Origin of the sequence: Peptoniphilus sp. HMSC062D09 (genome assembly GCF_001811425.1) — a bacterium.
Lineage (GTDB): Bacteria > Bacillota > Clostridia > Tissierellales > Peptoniphilaceae > Peptoniphilus_A.
Genome location: NZ_KV804713.1, coordinates 10,645 through 30,298 on the forward strand (window position 1 = coordinate 10,645; position 19,654 = coordinate 30,298).

Annotated in this window: 17 protein-coding genes; 2 read left to right on the top strand and 15 right to left on the bottom strand. The window is 36.5% G+C overall.

The window, feature by feature from the left end; all coding sequences use genetic code 11:
• Positions 1-39 precede the first annotated feature (39 nt).
• From HMPREF2801_RS05410 to HMPREF2801_RS05425, 4 genes are all read right to left on the bottom strand, one after another.
• The gene (locus tag HMPREF2801_RS05410) at positions 40-1,638 is read right to left on the bottom strand and encodes a CTP synthase (RefSeq protein WP_070611072.1); all 1,599 of its coding nucleotides are present in this window, start codon (positions 1,636-1,638) and stop codon (positions 40-42) included.
• Positions 1,639-1,646: 8 nt separating this feature from the next.
• The gene (locus HMPREF2801_RS05415) at positions 1,647-3,719 is read right to left on the bottom strand and encodes a glutamine synthetase III domain-containing protein (RefSeq protein WP_070611074.1); all 2,073 of its coding nucleotides are present in this window, start codon (positions 3,717-3,719) and stop codon (positions 1,647-1,649) included.
• 125 nt (positions 3,720-3,844) lie between these two features.
• Complete coding sequence (locus tag HMPREF2801_RS05420) at positions 3,845-5,062, bottom strand: sensor histidine kinase (protein WP_070611075.1); 1,218 nt, start codon at positions 5,060-5,062, stop codon at positions 3,845-3,847.
• Positions 5,062-5,754 (bottom strand): response regulator transcription factor, encoded by a 693-nt coding sequence (locus tag HMPREF2801_RS05425; RefSeq protein ID WP_070611076.1) that lies wholly within the window; start codon positions 5,752-5,754, stop codon positions 5,062-5,064. Before HMPREF2801_RS05425 ends, HMPREF2801_RS05420 begins: the two co-directional genes overlap by 1 nt.
• A gap of 82 nt (positions 5,755-5,836) precedes the next feature.
• Between HMPREF2801_RS05425 and HMPREF2801_RS05430 the strand changes: the two genes are divergently transcribed.
• Positions 5,837-6,760: a YihY/virulence factor BrkB family protein gene (locus tag HMPREF2801_RS05430; protein ID WP_070611078.1), complete on the top strand. Its 924-nt coding sequence runs from the start codon at positions 5,837-5,839 to the stop codon at positions 6,758-6,760.
• Here the strand turns inward: HMPREF2801_RS05430 and HMPREF2801_RS05435 are convergent.
• The 8 genes from HMPREF2801_RS05435 to HMPREF2801_RS05470 all read right to left on the bottom strand — a co-directional run bounded on the left by HMPREF2801_RS05435 (position 6,757) and on the right by HMPREF2801_RS05470 (position 16,595).
• Complete coding sequence (locus tag HMPREF2801_RS05435; RefSeq protein WP_070611080.1) at positions 6,757-7,359, bottom strand: ComF family protein; 603 nt, start codon at positions 7,357-7,359, stop codon at positions 6,757-6,759. The two genes, HMPREF2801_RS05430 and HMPREF2801_RS05435, sit on opposite strands and share 4 nt — an antisense overlap.
• On the bottom strand, positions 7,340-9,523 hold the full coding sequence (locus HMPREF2801_RS05440) for an SF1B family DNA helicase RecD2 (protein WP_070611081.1): 2,184 nt from the start codon (positions 9,521-9,523) through the stop codon (positions 7,340-7,342). The genes HMPREF2801_RS05435 and HMPREF2801_RS05440 overlap by 20 nt, the downstream gene beginning before the upstream one ends.
• A 143-nt stretch (positions 9,524-9,666) precedes the next feature.
• On the bottom strand, positions 9,667-9,978 hold the full coding sequence (locus HMPREF2801_RS05445) for a PspC domain-containing protein (protein ID WP_070611084.1): 312 nt from the start codon (positions 9,976-9,978) through the stop codon (positions 9,667-9,669).
• A 64-nt stretch (positions 9,979-10,042) separates the two neighbouring features.
• Positions 10,043-13,468, bottom strand: coding sequence for a pyruvate carboxylase (locus HMPREF2801_RS05450; RefSeq protein ID WP_070611086.1), 3,426 nt, complete (start codon positions 13,466-13,468; stop codon positions 10,043-10,045).
• Between the two features lie 366 nt (positions 13,469-13,834).
• Positions 13,835-14,227 (bottom strand): 30S ribosomal protein S9, encoded by a 393-nt coding sequence (gene rpsI / locus HMPREF2801_RS05455; protein ID WP_070611088.1) that lies wholly within the window; start codon positions 14,225-14,227, stop codon positions 13,835-13,837.
• A gap of 12 nt (positions 14,228-14,239) precedes the next feature.
• A complete protein-coding gene (gene rplM, locus HMPREF2801_RS05460) occupies positions 14,240-14,668 on the bottom strand; it encodes a 50S ribosomal protein L13 (RefSeq protein WP_070611091.1) in 429 nt (142 codons plus the stop codon).
• Between the two features lie 139 nt (positions 14,669-14,807).
• A complete protein-coding gene (locus HMPREF2801_RS05465; protein WP_070611092.1) occupies positions 14,808-16,313 on the bottom strand; it encodes a 4Fe-4S dicluster domain-containing protein in 1,506 nt (501 codons plus the stop codon).
• A 9-nt stretch (positions 16,314-16,322) separates the two neighbouring features.
• Positions 16,323-16,595, bottom strand: coding sequence for an NAD(P)H-dependent oxidoreductase subunit E (locus HMPREF2801_RS05470; protein ID WP_019108415.1), 273 nt, complete (start codon positions 16,593-16,595; stop codon positions 16,323-16,325).
• A 119-nt stretch (positions 16,596-16,714) separates the two neighbouring features.
• On the opposite strand from HMPREF2801_RS05470, the gene HMPREF2801_RS05475 reads away from it, so the two are divergent.
• On the top strand, positions 16,715-17,359 hold the full coding sequence (locus tag HMPREF2801_RS05475; RefSeq protein ID WP_070611094.1) for a Crp/Fnr family transcriptional regulator: 645 nt from the start codon (positions 16,715-16,717) through the stop codon (positions 17,357-17,359).
• A gap of 15 nt (positions 17,360-17,374) precedes the next feature.
• On the opposite strand, the gene HMPREF2801_RS05480 is transcribed toward HMPREF2801_RS05475, so the two are convergent.
• The 3 genes from HMPREF2801_RS05480 to HMPREF2801_RS05490 are packed head-to-tail and all read right to left on the bottom strand — an operon-like array spanning position 17,375 to position 19,541.
• Complete coding sequence (locus tag HMPREF2801_RS05480) at positions 17,375-17,878, bottom strand: phosphatidylglycerophosphatase A family protein (protein ID WP_070611096.1); 504 nt, start codon at positions 17,876-17,878, stop codon at positions 17,375-17,377.
• An 8-nt stretch (positions 17,879-17,886) separates the two neighbouring features.
• Positions 17,887-18,390, bottom strand: a complete 504-nt coding sequence (locus tag HMPREF2801_RS05485; RefSeq protein ID WP_070611098.1) for a hypothetical protein — start codon at positions 18,388-18,390, stop codon at positions 17,887-17,889.
• A gap of 8 nt (positions 18,391-18,398) precedes the next feature.
• The gene (locus tag HMPREF2801_RS05490; protein ID WP_070611100.1) at positions 18,399-19,541 is read right to left on the bottom strand and encodes an FAD:protein FMN transferase; all 1,143 of its coding nucleotides are present in this window, start codon (positions 19,539-19,541) and stop codon (positions 18,399-18,401) included.
• Positions 19,542-19,654: the final 113 nt, after the last annotated feature.

Sequence of the window (19,654 nt, forward strand, 5' to 3'; positions counted from 1 at the left end):
CTCACCCAAAATTTATGGATGAGATTTTTTTATTTATCTTTATTTGTTTTTATTTTTTATTGCTGCCTTTATGAAGCCATTAAAGAGTGGATGAACTTTTGTTGGCCTTGACTTAAATTCTGGGTGGAATTGACAAGCCACAAAGAAGTCATTGTCCTTTATTTCAATTATTTCAACTAAATCTTTATCTTCATTTATTCCAGAAAAAGTCACGCCAGCTGATCTAATTTTTCCTCTAAAGTCATTGTTGAATTCATATCTGTGCCTATGTCTTTCTTTGATTTTTTCTTCTCCGTAAAGGCTATAAACCAAAGTATCCTTTTCAATTGTGCAGTCATAATTTCCAAGTCTAAGAGTTCCACCAACATTCTTGATGTCCTTTTGATTTTCCAAAAGATCAATTATTGGATAATTTGTATCTGGATTTATTTCTGTAGAATTTGCATCCTTGTAGCCAAGTTTATTTCTTGCAACATCAATAAGTGCAATTTGCATTCCATAGCAAATTCCAAAGTAAGGCACATTGTTTTCGCGAGCGTACTTACTTGCCATGATCATGCCTTCTGTTCCACGAGAGCCAAAGCCGCCTGGCACAATTATTCCGTCAAGCCCTTCTAAGATGCTAGCATCCTTTTCTATATCTTCAGAATTTATCCATTTAATCTTTACCTTGTAGCCATTTTCGCAACCTGCATCAGTAAGTGCTTGTGTGACAGATAGGTAAGCATCGTGAAGGCTTACATATTTGCCTACAAGACCAATTGTAACTTCGCCCTTGACGTCTTTAAATCTTTCAACCATTTCTTTCCACTTGCCCTTTGATGCTGGTCTGTCTTCAAGGTCAAGTTCTTTTAAAATATAATCATCTAGATGTTGTTCGTGGAAAACAAGTGGCACTTCATAAATTAAGTCTACATTAGTTGATTGGATAACTGCTTCCACTGGCACATCGCAGAATAGAGAAATTTTTTCTCTCAAATCCTTTGTTACAATGCCATTAGACCTAACAATTATCACATCAGTTTTAATTCCGTTACTCATAAGCTCCTTAAAGGAGTGTTGAGTTGGCTTAGTCTTTAGCTCGTCAGAGCCTGGAATATTTGGCACTAAAACTGTGTGGACAAATAAGACATCTGATGTTTTATTTTCTGAGTGAATTTGTCTTATTGCTTCCAAAAATGGTAGGGACTCAATGTCTCCCACTGTTCCACCAATTTCTGTAATTACAACATCAGCCTTTGATTCTTTGGCAGCCTTATAAACTGCATTTTTTATTTCGTTAGTGATGTGGGGAATTACTTGCACAGTTGCTCCGTCATAATCACCACGCCTTTCCTTGGCAATAACTGTTGAATAAACTTTACCAGTTGTAATTGATGCACCCTTAGTTAGTTCTTCGTCGATAAATCTTTCATAGTGGCCAAGGTCAAGGTCAGTTTCTGCTCCGTCTTTAGTTACAAAAACTTCTCCATGTTGGTAGGGACTCATAGTGCCTGGGTCCACATTTAAGTAGGGGTCAAACTTTTGCATAAATACTGAAAGTCCTCTGTCCTTTAAAAGTCTTCCAATACTTGCTGCAGAAATTCCCTTGCCAATTCCTGAAACAACTCCACCTGTAACAAATATAAATTTAGTCATATTTCCTCCTAGCTTAGTGAATTAAAAATATCTTCATAAGATGGCAGCGTAATATTTTTTCTTGAAATTAATTTTTCCATGTCATCGGCAACTTCTCTTGTGGCGCGAAGTTTTGTGGCAATATTTCTTTCAACATACTCTGCCTTTTTGTAAATGTCATCTATTTTGCTTGAATGTAAAAGCAAGGCTTCAATTTCACCTTCACATTCCATTAACTTTGTAATCATCTTATCTATTTTATCATACTTAGCCCTTAGCAATTCATTATTTTTAAAATTTAAGATAGGGCTCAGGTCACTTAGCTCGGCAAGACCCATAGGGATTATGTCCTTTTCAATCATGGCCATCATTATCTTTGCCTCTAAAGTGTGATAGATTACAACTTCTTCTAGGTTTACTTCATAGCTTGCCCTTATTTCCTTTTCAGTATAAATTCCCCTCTTTAAGAAAATATCACTAAAGTCAAAATCCTTTAGGGCAACTAAGGCATCAAAATAAGTCTTGTGATTTGCAAGTCCCCTTCTCTTTGCCTCTTCTCTCCACTCAAGAGAATAATTATCTCCGTCGCAAATTACCCTATCGTGAGAAATCATTATTTCCCTCACTATTTCAAGGACAAGCCTTCTTAGTTTCTTGTAATCATCCTTATAGGGCTCAAGTCTTTCATAAATCCTTGAAAGAGAATCAGTCATTGCGCAGTTAAGTGTAATGTTTAAATCAGAGCCAGTCTTTGATGAGCCAAGCATCCTAAATTCAAATTTATTTCCCGTAAAGGCAACGGCTGCAGTTCTATTTCTGTCGCTGGAATCCTTTGGCACGCTTAAAAGATTGTAGCCCCTAAAAGTATTATCGTCTTCCTTTTTATATTCTACTTCTTCTTTTATATCTCTAAAAAGTTCCTCTAGGTCGCTTCCCAAAAATAATGAAACTATAGCTGGCGGTGCTTCGTCTGCTCCAAGCCTAAAGTCATTTGAAGTTGATGATGCGCTAACTCTTAAGAGGCTTTGATACTTGTCTGTTGCCTCAATTAGTGCTGCCACAAATAATAAAAATATGTCGTTGTTGTAGGGGTCGTCACCTGGATCAAAAACATTTAAGCCATAATTTGTGACGATAGAATAATTGTTGTGCTTGCCAGAACCATTTACACTGGCAAAGGGCTTTTCGTGGAAGAGGCAGACCAAATCATTTTCTAGGGCAGTTTCCTTTAAGATGTTCATGAGAAGTTGGTTGTCGTCAATAGCCACATTTACATTTTCAAATAAAATTGCCATTTCAAATTGATTTGGGGCAACTTCATTGTGCTCTGCCTCAGAATAAATGCCAAGCTGGTAAAGTTTTTCGTCAACATCCTTATAAAATTTTTCAACTCTTGCAGGAATTTGACCAAAATAGTGATCAGACAACTCTTGTCCCTTGGGCGAAGGAGCTCCAACTATAGTTCTTCCAATATTTTTGAGGTCGCTTCTCTTTTTATATATTTCTTTATCAACTAAGAAAAATTCTTGTTCAAGACCAACCTTTACCCTCATCCTGTAGGCATATTCGTCCTTCTTAAATAAATTTACAATTTTTACGCCCTCAGCACTTAAAATTTTTGTAGAATCAATGAGGGGTCCTCTCTTGTCAAGCTTTTCACCCTTGTAGGACATAAAAATAGTGGGGATGTAAAGGACATTTCCAATGATAAAAGAATTTGCTGTAAGGTCCCAGTAAGTGTAGCCTCTCGCCTCAAAGGTAGACCTCATGCCACCACTTGGAAAGGATGAGGCATCTGGCTCTCCCTTTACAAGTTCCTTGCCTGAAAATCTATTAATTGGTTCACCATCAGAAGTCCTTGAAATAAAGGCCTCGTGTTTTTTTGCAGTGTGACCGCTTAGGGGCAAGAACCAGTGAGCAAAGTGGGTTGCGCCATTACTTAGGGCCCAATCCTTCATGGCATGGGCAATGGCATCGGCAGTCTCTCTGTCCAAGTCCTTTTCATTTCTTAGGGCATCCTTCCACTTTAAATAAATTGGATAGGGAAGTGCTTCCTTCATCTTTTTCTTATTAAAACTTTTTATTCCGAATTCCTCGATCATAAGTTTCCCCCCCATAAAGTTTTTGAAAAATAAAAAAATGGCAATTAATTAAAATTGCCATTATGAAAAACCTGTGGTTTCTTTTTATTTTATTTCAAATTCTATTTCTTGTCAATAAAATATAATCACTCTGAATCCTTTGAAAGCAATACATGGACATCAAACCACTGACCGTGAATGGAAATTTTTACATCGCCGCCCAGGATTTCTGAAAGATTTTTTACAATGTTAAGTCCAAGTCCTGAACCTTCAGAGTGTCTGGATCTGTCTGCCTTTAAAAGTTCTTCGAAAAGTTCATCACTATTCATATTTAATTTTTCATTCATAATATTTTTTACATAAAATTCAACGCTGGACTCCCTTTCAATTACACCTGCAAGGACCTTTGTGCCAGGTCTTGAGTGTTTAGCCGCATTGGAAAGAAGATTTTCCACGATTCTAACAAAGAGATTTACATCTGTATAAATTAAAATTTCGTCGCTAGTTGAGTTGTAGAGAAAATCCAAGTCCTTTTGCTTAAAGAGAGAATCGTAGTCGCCATAAATTTGTAAAATCATTTCATTTAATTCAACTAAGGACCTCTCTACAGAAATGTCCCTGGTGCTTGTCTTTGATGCAAAGACAAGGTCCACAATTAGGTCCCTTAGCCTTGTGGAATTTCTCTTTAAAATGCCTATAAATTTTTTTGCCTCCTCGTCTAATTCATCTTTCTTGGACAAGAGGTCGGCATAATTAATTATTGAAGTGAGGGGCGTCTTTAAGTCGTGGGAAATATTTGTTATTAGCTCCACCTTTAATTTCTCTGACCTAAAGTTTTCTTCCAGCCTCTTCCTGTCACGCTTCTTGAAGTCTTCCATTAGGACTGTAATTTTTTCCAGGTACTCATTTTCAAAGGGCTCTGGAATGACAAAGTCGTAGCCATAGAGTATGGACTCCACTAACTCAATGGATAGGGCGTTTTGTGCAAACTGAACTTCAACAATAAAGACTGCACGAAGTATCATAAAGAGAAGGACATTTAAAAGGACTATACCCTTGGTAAGCAGGCTGTAAAATAAAATGTATAAAATAAATAGGGTCACATTTAAGGTGCCAAAGAGCCTGAAATTTTTAAACTGTCTGTACTTAAAGAGGTTGTAGGTAAAAACTGTGTCCAATAATTTTTTTCTCTTGATTTTTATAAGGACAAAAAGAAGAGTAACTATCCAAGCCAGGATAAAGTGTTTGTTAATATTAAAGAGCTCGAAAATAATTACGCAGGAGGCAAAAATATTTTCCACAAAAATTTTATCTGAAAGATTTACAAAAATTTCCTTAAAATAATCTTTTATATCAGAAAGCATTACTTTGCCTCAATTTTATATCCCATTCCATAGACAGATTTTATTAAATCAGGTTTTCTTGGATTGATTTCCACCTTGTCGCGAAGGTGAGAGATGTGGACAGAAATAATTTTTCTCACATCAATTGCCTCGTCTTCCCATACTCTTTCATAAATTTCATTGGAAGAAAAAACTCTGCCAGGATTTTTTAAGAGAAGATACAAAATTTTGTATTCATAGGGAGTAAGGCTCACAACTTCTCCCTCAACTCTCACTTCCTTTGACTCATCAGAAAGACTCACTCTTCCAATTTTTATGTCTCCCTTTTTAATTTCTGATGCACCAAGGGAAAAATATCTCCTAATTAGAGAATTTACCCTTGCAGTAAGCTCCACTGCGTTAAAGGGTTTTGTTATGTAATCATCTGCCCCCACATTTAAGCCCACAATCTTATCTGTAACTTCACTCTTTGCAGAAAGCACAATGATAGGAATATTTGTAACTTCGCGCATTTTCATAATTAGAGTTATGCCATCCATTACGGGCATCATAATGTCTATGATTGCAAGATGTATTTCTTTTTTTTCTAATATTTCAAGAGCAGATACGCCGTCTTCTGCAGTAAAAACGCTGTATCCTTCTGCCTTTAAATAAATTTCTATTGCGTCTAAGATATCTCTCTCGTCGTCGCAAACTAATATATTGTAATCCATAATCATCATCCTTTACTCTATTTTATCATGTAACGAATTGTTATAACATAAAATTTAATATATAATACACAAGAGGTGTTCAATGAAATTTTTAAATAATTTTATAGATAAATCAAAGGACAAAAAAGCCTTTACTTTTTTTGACAAATTAATTTATAGAATATTAAATCACGACACTCTCTCCTATGGAGGCAGTCTCACATATTTTTTAGTTCTATCAATTTTTCCTTTTTTAATTTCATTAATAAATGCAATTAATTTTTCAGGGATTTTAGACCCAGAATATATTTTTTCACTATTAGATGTACTTCCAGCTGAAATCCAAAGCATTGTCACAGATTTTTTGAGAGAGCTTCAAAGTTCATCTTCTGGATCTTTCTTCACAATTTCCTTTGTGGCAGGTCTTTTCACTGCATCAACTGCAGTTTTTAAACTAATAAAAATAATCAATTCATCCTATGGTTTTGATGAAAAGAGAGGTTTTATTAAACTAAGGCTCATTGCCCTCTTCTTCACAGGCTCACTTATTACCATGTTTTTTATGCTGATCCTAACGCAAATTTTTGGTGAAATAATTTATGTAAATGTTATGGATTATCTAAACATAGAGAATGAATTTTTTGACAAGCTGTGGCGGATAGCAAAAAATGCAATCCCCCTAACTTATATGTTAGTTACCTTCATGCTCCTCTACAAGTTTTCTCCATCAAATAGCAAGGAGAACATGGTGACTTTTAAGGGAGTCCTTCCTGGTGCAATTTTTTCAACAATAGGCGTAATCATTGTTTCCATAGTCTTTGGATTCTATGTGTCAAACTTTGGCAATTACTCCATCACCTATGGCTCTCTTGGAGGTATTATAATTTTTTTAATTTGGCTTTATTTACTTTCAATAATTATTTTAATTGGGGCAGAGATAAATGCAACTCTCTACTCCATGAAAAATTTTAAATCTTTAAATATTTGGCCAAGACATGATTCCATTTTTAAAAATTTTGATAATTAGGCAATTTCTGTGGCTGCAATAAGTGCAGTCACTTTTTTTATGCCAGAAGCCTTGGCAACTTTTACAAGTTCAGAAATAGTTGTGCCCGTAGTTATTACATCGTCTACAATTATTATTTCCTCTGGAGCCTTTTTTACAACAAAGGCATTTTTTAAATTTTCTTGACGCTGGTCTTTTTTTAGACCTACTTGAAATTTTGTGTCCTTAACTTTCTCGAAGACTTCTTGGCACTTTAAATCAAGTTTCTTTGCAATAGTCTCTGCCAAAATTTTCGATTGATTGTAGCCTCTTTCCCTCTCTCGGCGAGGGTGCATGGGGACAAAAGTCAAAACTACTTCAGATAAATTTCTCTCCAAAAGTTTTTCTATCATAATTTCAGAAATAATTTCTCCATAGGAGAGCTTGCCCTTGAACTTAAAGTCGATTATGAGCCTTCTCATTATGCCAGCATAAGTTGAGGAGACAATTAAATCGTCAAGGCCCTCTATGTCATAGTAAAAGGTTGGGCTTTTGTTCACCAGCTCATAGCAAGCAGGGCAAAGTCCATAGTTTTTTACAATTTTTCCACATACAGGGCAATTATTTTCCATTAACTTCATTTTGCTTCCTCAATTTTTCTGCCAAGTTAGAATATCTCTTTACAGTTTTATTATTTTCAATCATCTTCACAAGGTACTCACTTTGACCAACTAAGACCACTGCCTTTGATGCACGAGTTATAGCTGTGTAAATTAAATTTCTCGTAAGTAGCATTGGCGCTGCCCGGTAAAGGGGAATTACAACTACTGGAAATTCACTGCCCTGAGACTTGTGGATAGTCATGGCATAGGCAAGTGCCAACTCGTCTAAGTTCTCACTTGAATATTCCACGCTTCTCACATCGTCAAAGACAACTGTCAGCTTTTTGTTTTCCCTGTCAATTTTTGAAATGTAGCCTAAGTCGCCATTGAAGACTCCCTTTTGTCTGTCCTCATAAAATTTATTTTCCACCTTTGACTCAAGCTCATAATTATTTTTCGTCTGAAGAACTCTGTCGCCAAGCTTAAATTTTTTGCCTAGGACTTCTATGCAGTCCTCATTTTTATTTAAGTGCTCTTGGAGAACCCTATTGAGATTAAGAGTGCCGTGATTTCCCTTTTTAGTTGGCGTCAAAACCTGGACTTCACTTTCACTTACATTAAAATAATTGGGAAGTCTAGTCTTGACTAAATCCTTAATAATTTCAAGACCCTTAACCTCTCCTCTTTCAGAAATCATAAAGAAGTCGCCCACATTTAAAATTGGCATCTCGCCCTTATTGATTAGGTGAGCATTTTTTACAATCATGGACTCCTCTGACTGCCTGAAAATTTCTTCCAGGTTCACAGACTCAATTACGCCTGACTTTAAAATATCTGCAAGGACATTTCCTGCCCCAACAGAAGGCAGTTGATCCTTGTCGCCAACTAAAATAAGCCTAGTTGGGCTTTCAATGGACTTAAGAAGTGTTTCCATGAGAAGGATATCCACCATGGACACTTCATCTAGGATCAAAACATCGCATTCAAGCTCCTCAATATTTGAAAAGCCCAGGTCTCCTGCAAAGCCAATTTCAAGAAGCTTGTGAATGGTAAAGGCGTCGCGACCAGTTTGCTCTTTCATCCTCTTGGCAGCCCTGCCTGTAGGTGCGGCAAGCTTTATAACTTTATTCATGGACTCAAAAATGTCGATTAAGACCTTTAGGGTGGTAGTCTTTCCCGTACCAGGGCCACCAGTTATTACAAAGAGTCCCCTATTTATTGCCTCTTTCACAGCCCTTCTCTGAGTCTTTGAAAGCTCAATCTCCCTAAATTTTTCTGTATCAGAAATTTTTTTGTCTATGTCAATTTCTTCCTCAAAGGTAATATTTAAATCATTTAATTTTCCTGCCACATAATTTTCTGCAGCCAGGTATCTTGCAATATAGCAGTTGTAGTTTTCGCCATCTCTTTCAACAAAAAAGTTTTTCTCAAGACTAAGTGTCCTTGCAAGGTCATCTCTATCCTCAAAATTTAAACCCAGAATTTTTTCCGATGCCCTAACTAATTTGTCTAGGGGAAGATAGGTGTGGCCATCTCTAATGGCAAGCATGAGGGCATACTTTAGGCCTGCAATTTTTCTAAAATCAGAATCTTTTTCTATGCCAAGGCTCTCTGCAATCTCATCAGCCTTTTTAAAACCTATGCCTCTAACACTGCCAATTAAATCGTAGGGATTTCTCCTTACAATCTCTATGGACTCTTCGCCATACTCCTTGTAAATTTTTAAAATCACAGAGGCAGGCAGGTTGTACTTGGAAAAATATAAGAAAATTTTTCTCATGGCATATTGCTTGTCCAGTGCTTCCTTAATGTCTTTATACTTTTTCTTGCCAATGCCTTCCACAGACAAAAGCTTTTCAGGATTTTTTTCTATTACATCAAGAGTTTCGTCCTTAAATTTATTTACAATTCGCTCTGCCATTTTTTCCCCAACATGAGGTATATTTGCGCTTGAAAGGTAGGAGATAATGGCAGCTTCGCCCTCGGGCATGACTTCTTCCATTTCCACAAAGGCAAACTGCTCGCCGTATTTGTTGTGATATGTAAAATCTCCTGTGAATTTGTATTTTAAATTTGTCTTAAAAATTGTAGCAGAGCCCACTATGACAAGGTCACCATCAGTTGAAGTTATCTTGGCAACAGTGTATCCATTTTCTTCATTTCTAAAAATAATTCTCTCCACAATTCCTTCAAGAGTAATCAATTACAACACCTCGCCTTTATTGTATCAATAAATTAGAATTAAATACAGAAAATAATTTAGGCTAAGACTTTTAATAACTTTAATAAATAAATTTCTTTCATGAAGTTTTTTTCACTAAAAAAGAGGTCCTCCTGGACCCCTTCTCAATAAAAATCTTCATCAGATTTTTTCTTTTGTTCTTCATAAATATCTCTGTAATTTTCTTCGTAGTGCTTTTCTTTTTGGTAAGGCTCTTTGAACCTTTCGCCATAGCTATCATCTATCCTATTGCCATAGGGCTCTGAGGGGATGATAATGGCAAGGGCAATGTAAACCCAAATACTAAGTCCGCCAGGCACGATTAACAAAAAGGTAATCAGCCTAACGATTGTAGAGTCAATGCCCAAATATTCAGCTATGCCACCACAGACGCCTGCGAAGACTCTATCCTTTCGCGACCTATAAAGTTTCTTCATTTCACACTTCCTTTGACTTTAAAATAAAATCTATTCACAAAAATTTTACCCAAGATGAAAGTTTTTATTCAAAGGACAAAAGTAACTCGCCACTTTCCACCATGTCGCCTTCTCTTACAAAGATATCCTTAACTTTTCCGTCAATGTTTGCCACAATATTTGTCTCCATCTTCATGGCCTCAGCTATAAATAATTTGTCGCCCTTTTTGACTTTTTCACCTTCACTTACAAGGACCTTGACGATTTTTCCTGGAATAGAAGAGCCAACTTCCCTTTCATTTTTTGGATCTGCATAAATTTTTTCCTCACTAGAAATTTCTCCGCTCTTAACAGTTTCGTCCTTGATGTTAATAGTTCTTCTTGAACCATTTATTTCAAAGGTTAGATTTCTTGTGCCATTTTCTAAAAGTTTTCCAACTTCAATTAGGGTTACGATTAAAGTTTTTCCCTCTTCAATGGAAATTTCTGTGGATTCCCCTTCCATTAGTCCATGGAAAAATACATCAGAGCCAATGTGTGTAACTTCTCCATTTTCTTTTATATAGTCGATGTAGTCGTCAAAGACCTTTGGATAAAGGGCAGAGGAAATTAAGTCTTCTTCCCTTGGCTCTATGCCCTTGTCTTCCAAATGTTTTTTAATTGCACCAAAGTCTTCATCAGGAAGAAGCTGCCCAGGTCTTTTTGTAATAGGCTTTTCTCCCTTTAAAATCATTTTTTGCAAATCTTTTGGGAAGCCGCCGTAAGGTTGACCCATCATGCCCCTAAAGTAAGTCATAACAGAATCTGGATAGTCAAGATTTTTGCCCTTATCTAAAATATTTTCTGGAGTGAGCTCATTTTGCACCATGAAAATTGCAAAATCGCCCACCATTTTTGATGAAGGAGTAACCTTAACTATGTCGCCAACCATTTCGTTTACACGCTTATACATTTCCTTTACATCTTTAAACTTGTGACCAAGTCCAAAGGATTCTACTTGTGGCTTTAAGTTTGAATATTGACCGCCAGGAATTTCATACTTATAAATTTCTGTAGTTCCTGACTTTAAATCAGATTCAAAGTTTGCATAGACAGGTCTTACTGCTGCCCAATATTTTGAAATGTCTTCAGCCTTATCGAGATCAATTTCTGTGTCCCTGTCAGTATTTTTAAGGGCAGCCACAACAGAATTTAGGGCAGGTTGTGAAGTTAGTCCACTCATAGAGTTTACGGCTGTGTCCACAATGTCAACGCCAGCTTCTGTGGCTTGCAAAATTGTTGCAACGCCATTGCCTGTTGTGTCGTGAGTGTGAAGGTGAATTGGTAGGCCAATTTCTTCCTTCAAGTTTTTAATTAATTTCTTGGCTGCATAAGGCTTTAGAAGTCCAGACATGTCCTTTATGCCAATGATGTGGGCTCCAGTCTTTTCGAGTTCCTTGGCAAAGTCCACATAATATTTTATAGAATACTTGTCTCTATATTCGTCTAGAATGTCTCCTGTGTAGCACATAGTTGCCTCTGCAATCTTTTCATTTTTAAGAACCTCGTCAATGGAAAGTTGCATACCTGGCAGCCAGTTAAGGGAGTCAAAGATCCTGAACAAATCAATTCCATTTTTTGAAGATTGTTTTATGAATTTTACTACAACATTGTCGGGATAATTTTTGTAGCCAACAGTGTTGTTGCCGCGAATTAGCATTTGCAAAAGCATATTTGGCATTTTTTCACGCAAAATTTTTAGTCTTTCCCAGGGATCTTCGTGCAAAAATCTGTAGGCAACATCAAAAGTTGCACCGCCCCACATTTCCACAGAGAACAACTTATCCATGTTGTAGTTTAAAGCTTCAGCAATCTTCACAAGGTCAATGGTCCTCATTCTTGTAGCCATGAGAGATTGGTGAGCGTCACGCATAGTTGTATCTGTCAAGAGAAGTTTTTTCTCTTCCAAAATATGTTTCTTTAAGCCTTCTCCACCAAGCTTGTCAAAAATTTGCTTATAACCTTCAAAACTTTTCCTTTCAAAGTCTGGCACTTGTGGCACATCAAAATTCTTTTCCAAAGCCTTAGAGTCGTTGACAACTTTTTCGCCAATAATTTTCATGAGCCTTAACTCTTTGTCCTTAGATGATTTTATTTCAAATAATTCTGGATGTTCTTCTATAAAGCCAGTGTCGCAAGTTCCCTCTTGAAATTCTTTTGTATTTAAAACATTTAACAAAAATCCAATATTAGTCTTTACTCCGCCAACCTTAAGTTCAGATAAAGATCTCTTTGCCTTTCTAATAGTGTCCTTCCAAGTTCTTGCTTCAGTTATAACTTTAACTAGAAGTGAATCGTAATAAGGAGAGATGACAGCTCCAGTAAATCCGTTGCCACCGTCAAGCCTTACACCAAAACCAGAAGATGACCTATATAAATTAATTTGACCAGTATCAGGCATAAAATTATTTAGAGGATCTTCAGTTGTCACACGACATTGAATAGAAAAACCTCTGTGTTCAATGGAATCTTGACTCTTGATGCCAATCTCGTCACTGTCAAGCTTGTAGCCCATGGCAATTAAAATTTGTGACTGCACAATGTCAATGTCTGTACACATTTCTGTGACTGTGTGTTCCACTTGCACTCTAGGATTTACTTCTATAAAGAAGTGATCGCCCTTGGAATCAACTAAAAATTCTACAGTGCCTGCATTGGAATAGCCAATGGACCTGGCAATCTTTAGGGCATCTTGGCAAATTTCTTCTCTGAGTTCCTTTGGAAGAGAGAAAGCAGGAGTGTATTCAATTACCTTTTGGTGACGCCTTTGAATTGAGCAGTCCCTTTCGTAGAGATGAACAATGTTGCCATACTCGTCGCCTAAAATTTGCACTTCAATGTGTTTTGGCTTGTGAAGATATTTTTCGATAAACATAGAATCGTCGCCAAAGGCTTTTTTTGCTTCATTCTTTGCATATTCAAACTTTTCTAAAAGTTCATCTTCACTCTGGGCAATTCTCATTCCTCTGCCGCCGCCTCCAGCTGCAGCCTTAATCATTACTGGATAGCCGCAAGATTTTGCAAATAAAAGAGCCTCTTCTTCATTTTTTATTGGCTTTTCAATGCCAGGAATAGTGGCAACACCAGCTTCCTTTGCTACAATCTTTGAAGTTATTTTGTCGCCAAGCTTTTCCATGACTTCAGACTTGGGACCAATAAAAGTTATTCCCTCTTCTTCACACTTTCTTGCAAATTCTGGATTTTCAGACAAAAATCCATAGCCTGGATGAATTGCATCAACGCCTTTTTTCTTGGCAAGGCTAATTATTTCGTCAATATCAAGATAGGCATCGAGAGGCGATTTGCCCACGCCAATTAGATAAGACTCGTCTGCCTTAGTCCTAAAAAGGGCAAGTCTATCTTCTTCAGAATAAATTGCAACAGAGCGAATCCCCAATTCTCTAGCTGCCCTAAATATTCTAATGGCAATTTCCCCACGATTTGCTACTAAAATTCTCTTAAACTTTTTCATGTCTTCCTCCCTTTTAGTTTTACATATTATACATCAAATATAAAGTAAAGTGTAGAAGTAAGAAAAAAAAGACCCAAAAATGAGTCTCTAAGATTAAGCTTATATTATTATCAAAATTTTTTTATTTAACTTACTATAGCTTGCTTTACATGTCGATTTAGGTCAATGGCAGACATGTTTGACCTACCATTAATTTCTTCGTACACTAAGTTAGGCAAGAGCAGACATTTGCTACGAATCGAAGTTCGCTACGGTCTTTCTCCTATTAAAAATTGCAGCTGACCTACCAGCAATTTGCTTGGCAAATTGGGTTAGGTCAAGCAAAAAGAGCCCTGTTGCCAAGGCTCTTGTAAAAATAATATATAATTATCTTTTTGAGAATTGTGGAGATCTTCTTGCTTTTTTAAGACCGTATTTCTTTCTTTCCTTCATTCTCGGATCTCTTGTTAAGAAACCTGCTTTTTTAAGAACTGATCTGTATTCAGGATCAACTTCAAGAAGTGCTCTTGCAACGCCGTGTCTAACAGCGCCAGCTTGTCCTGAATATCCGCCACCAACTACTTTTACGATTACATCAAAGGATGCTAGGGTATCAGTTAGTTCAAGTGGTTCCTTTGCAACTGTTCTTAGAGTTTCATAATCAAAGTATTCTTCGATATCTTTTCCGTTAACTGTAAATTTTCCATTGCCAGGTAGAAGTCTAACTTGAGCGATGGATTTTTTTCTTCTTCCAGTACCTCTGTATTGTATTGTATCCATTCTTACCTCCAATTAAAATTCATATACTTCAGGTGCTTGTGCAGCATGTGGATGTTCTGATCCTGCATAAACCTTTAGTTTCTTGATCATTTGTCTGCCTAGTCTTGATTTTGGAAGCATACCCTTAACAGCTAATTCAATAACTTTTTCTGGTCTCTTCGCGATCATTTCAGCATAGACAACTTCTTTTCTTCCGCCTGGATATCCAGTGTGATATGCGTGAATTTTTTGGTTTAGTTTATCGCCTGTCAATACAACTTTGTCTGCGTTAATAACGATGACAAAATCTCCACAGTCCACATGTGGTGTAAAGATAGGTTTTCTCTTTCCTCTTAAAACACTTGCAATTTCAGATGCTAATCTACCAAGGACTTTGCCTTCAGCATCTATTACATACCATTTTCTTTCAACTTCATTTGCTTTAGCCATGTAGCTTTTCAATGAATTTTCCTCCTAAATAGTTTAAAAATTATTCCGGGGCTTTTTAAACATGACCTATATTTTAGACTAGATAGCCTATTTTGTCAATATTTATGGGAAATTTTTTTATTTAATTTTCACTTTTTTTCGTCAGTGATTTTTATATGCTTTCTCTTTCTTTTTCTATATTTATATTTTCAAGTGGAGTAGGATAGATTGATTCCTTCTTGAATTTTTCTATTTGCTTCTTAACTCTATTTACAGATGCAATAGTTCCTACACCTGCAATACACCCGCCAGGGCAAGCCATACCTTCAAGTAGGTATCCGTCAAGCTTTCCTGCCTTTGCAATTTTTAACATCTTCATACATTCTGAAAGAGTATGTGCTCCTTGAATGTGGATGTCCTTGTTTGGATTCATTTTTTCTGCCACAATTTTTACAGATTCAGCAACGCCACCTGCAATTGGGTAACCTCTACCAAGGGCAGAGCCGTCTTTTACATCTTCTTCTACTTTTATTTCTGATGGTTCAATGTCCTTAGCTACAAACATGCCCATTAATTCTTCAAAGGTTATTACAAAGTCAACATCAGATTTTACCTTTGTGTCAATGGCTTCTAGTTTTTTAGAAGTACAAGGTCCAATAAATACTACAACTGCATCTGGGTCCTTTTCCTTTATGTGATTTGCAGTGTATCTCATTGGAGATCCTGAGTCAGAAACTTGCTCAAAAAATTCTGGGAACTCATTTCTTATCATGAGAGTCCAAGAGAAACAACAGCTTGTGCCCATGAAAGGTATGTCTTCGGGCACTCTTTCTAGGTATTCCTTTGCTTCGTGAAGAGTAGTAAGGTCTGCTCCAAGAGCAACTTCAAGCACATCTTCAAAGCCAAGTTGTTTTATCGCTTCTATAATTTGTTTTGCACTTGTGTTGGCACCAAATTGTCCTATGTAGGAAGGTGCAATGGCTCCATAAACTTTTTTGCCAGACTTTATTGCCTTTATTAGTTGGAAAATTTGTGTCTTGTCTGATATTGCTCCAAAAGGACATTCTGCAATACATCTTCCGCAGGCAACACACTTGTCGTGGTCAATGTCTGCTCTTCCATACTCATCTGATCCAATGGCATTGACGCCACAAGCAGCAGCACATGGTCTTTCGTATTTTACAATTGCTGAATATGGACAGGCATCATGACATCTGCCACACTTTACGCACTTGTCCTTGTCAATTATAGTCCTGTCTTTGCCCATGGAAATGGCATTTACTGGGCATACATTTATACATGGATGGGCAAGGCACTTTCTGCAATTGTCCGTTGTATAATAAGCCTTAGTTGGACAAGCTTCGCAACCAAATTTTATTACATTTATCAGTGGTTTTTCATAGGCGTTGGTGTCTATGTCTACCTTATCAAATCCGTCAGTTACATTTTTAAATACGCCAATCTCTCTAACATCTAGCCCCATGGCTAGTCTAAGTCTTTCGTCGACAACTGCCCTCTCTCTAAAGATATCACTTCTATATCTTGCCACTTCGCCAGGCACAATCTTGTAACTGGACTCCTCAAGGGCAGAAATATCTAAATCATTATAGGCAATTCTTGCAACCTCGGCAAAAACTTTTCTTCTTATGTCGACAAGTGTTCCATAAGTTTCTTTCATCTTTTCCCCTTATATCCTCAATTTATCAATAATTTTTGCGCTTACTTCTTGAGCAGTAGCCTTTAGCATAATTTCGTCGTCTACAATTACAACTGGTGATGCTTCGTTGTTGTGAATTTTGCAATAATTTAAGCAGTGTGCAAATTCAATTTCCAAATTTTCTGCAGAACAAAGTTCGGATTCTGGTCCGCACAAATGATCTTGTAAGTACTCTACTGCGTCGTAAATGGCATTAGCTCCCATAAGAGTGCATCTCGCACCCATGCAAATAGTAACTTTCATATATCCTCCTCTTCACTCTATATTGATAGTTTAACATTTAAAATTTACTTCTTCAATCATCATTATAGTTTTTTTATAATATTATTACTAATAATGTTAAAATATAGGTGAGGTGTTATATGGAACTTTCAAAGATGCTAAAAAACTTAAAATTATTTAACAATTTAAATGACTTAGAGCTTGAAGAAGTGAAAAACTTTTTATCTGACATAAAAGTTTATACAAACAAGACCACAATCTTTAATGTTGGCGACAACATAAATAATTTTGGAATTTTATTAAGTGGTCAAGTGGAGCTTGAAGTTGACGATGACTTTGGCAACAAAACTATTCTCTCAAAATTAACTGCGCCAGCACTTTTTGCCGAGTCCGTTTTAATTTGTGGAGTGAAGGAAATTCCCCTATCTGTAGTTACAAGTGGGGAGGCAGAAATAATTTTCTTCGACTACAATTCTTTTCTTGGCGAAAATTTAAAATCAAAGGAAAAAGTTAAGGACAATCTTATAAAAATCCTTGCTGGCAAAAATTTATTTATGCGAGACAAATTAAACCTGCTCACTCTTCCCACAGCTCGCACAAAAATTTTGTACTACTTGTCCAATGAAGCAAGAAAAAAAGGCTCAAAATATTTTACCCTTGACTTCAACATTACAGAGTTATCACAATACTTAAATTTAAACAGGTCTTCACTTTCTCGTGAGCTTTCAAAACTAAAAAAAGAAGGCCTCATTGATTACCACAATAAGACCTTCCGAATTTTATAGTTTTATGAAATTTTATTATCTATTTTGATGAGCTATTCTTGCAGATGCTGCTGCGGCAATTGCTGCCACCAAGTCATCTGCAAAAGTAGTTACTCTCTCAACTTTTTTCTTTTCATCAAGTTCCTTTATTATGCCAATTTTTTTCTTGTCCAGATAGCCAAAGTTGGTAAGGCCAATTGTGCCATACATATTTACAATGCCGAGAGTTAAAATCTCGTCAATGCCATAGAGACCTTCGTCGTCATGGATAATTGATTGAATTGGCTCAGGGAGCTTACCTTCATTTGCCAAATCGTCAAGGGCAAGGCCTGTCAAGATGGCGTGAATTGACTCCCTCTTTTTTATTACGCTTTCTACACTTTCTAGGCATCTATCTAGGTCAAGGTCTTTGATGTAGTCGCCTTGAAGCTCTTGAACGAGCTTTGCAATTTCAATTAACTCAACGCCAAAGTCTCTTAGCCTATTGACAGTGTGGTCATAAAGCTCCTGGCTATCGTATTTATAAAGTATATCTTTCACAAATCCTCCTATTTTTTTCTACTTCTAATTCTCGCTCTATTTCTCTTCATGATTTTTGCCCTAGAAATTTTTATGCTAATGCCATAAATAAATCCAGGAATAAGTGTAGCAACAAAAAGACTTAGGGCATTGTAGTTTATGCCCAGAACCTTAATTGCATAAACCTCTGGCATCAAAAAGAATTCCATGGGAAACTTCCAATAGGATCCACCAACTGAGCCAGTGAAAAATTCTTTCCCCAAACCCAAAAATCCAAGGGCAAATAAAATTAAGCCAATTAGAAAAATTAAATTGCCTGCAAAAAAGTCAAGGCTCCTTGCATTTCTCTTTGAGAGCATTTTTCCAAAGTTATAGTAGAGGACTACTATGACTGCAACTAAAATAATTTTGAAAAAAATATTTCCATAGACTAAATTTCTCATGCTAGTGCTTAAATTTATGAGGGCTGATATGGCAAAGGTTATAAAAACTATTAAGATGTGAAAAATTAATCCTCTAGTATTATTTCTCATTTGCACTCCTAATTATCCAAGAATTGTTGGGCTTTTTCTGATAACTCTATCTTCATATCCTTGTCAACCCAAATAATGGCAGAATCAGTTTTCTCTGAAAGGACATTTATCTCATCGTCAGTGGAATTAAAGGCAGCAGTAGATAAAAAGTCACAAAGACCTGAATCCTCTTTAATAATTGTGACAGACTTTACATTTGTAGCAGGCTTCAAAGTGTCAGGATCGATTATGTGACAGTATCTCACGCCGTCAAGGTCGAAGTATCTTTGGTAGTCGCCACTTGTAACTATAGATGTGTTAGAAACATTTACTGCAGCAAGGATTGGATCCTGGCTTTCAAGGTCAGGATTTTGAATTCCGATTTTAAAATTGTCACGACCATCTACTGGCTTTCCAATAATTCTAACATTTCCGCCAGCAGAAATTACACAGGACTTAACTCCTCTTTCTTCAAGCTCTCTTGCCACAAGTTCTGTTGCAAAGCCCTTTGCAGTTGCTCCCAAGTCAAGTGCCATGCCCTTATCTATTTCAACAGATTTTTTCCCTTCATTTAATTTTACATTTTCAATATTTGTAAAAGGACGGAGCTTTTCTAGCTCTTCATCACTAGGTAGAGCCTGACCCTTTAGGTCAATAACTTCTTCCTTAGTTTTTCCAGATTCATAAAGTTCTCTATATTCATTCCAAAGCTTTGTAACAGGACCAAGGGCAATATTTGTCTTGTGTGAAATGTTTTTATTGTAGTCCACAGAATCCTTTATTAGCTTAAATAAAGTATCATCCACAACAACAGGCTTTACGCCTGCCTCGTCATTAATTGACTTGATATTTACATAGCCATCATAGTTTCTGTAGTTGTCAAAAAGTTTGTGAAGTTCTTCAAACCTTTCCTTGGCATAAGTCAAATTTTCACTGGCAAAATTTTCATCATCAGTATAAATTGCAATGTGAACCACTGTGTCAAAGGTGTCGTAAAATTCGATTTCGCTCTTTTCACCATCTCTTGTGATTTCTTTTGCAACCGGCTTTTGCTCTGCCTCAATGGCATTTTTATTTTCACTTACATTTGCATTTTTATTTACATTTTTGTCGCCGCAGGAAGAAATAATCAAAAGACTTCCCAAAGTCACAGCGAGAATTGCTTTTTTCATATTATCACCTTCTATATGATACCATTTAAAGCTAGACTTTTTCAATAAATAATAAGTTTAAGCCTATCTCTTGTCAAAATTTTTAATCATAACCACCGGCTAAGCCGGTGGTT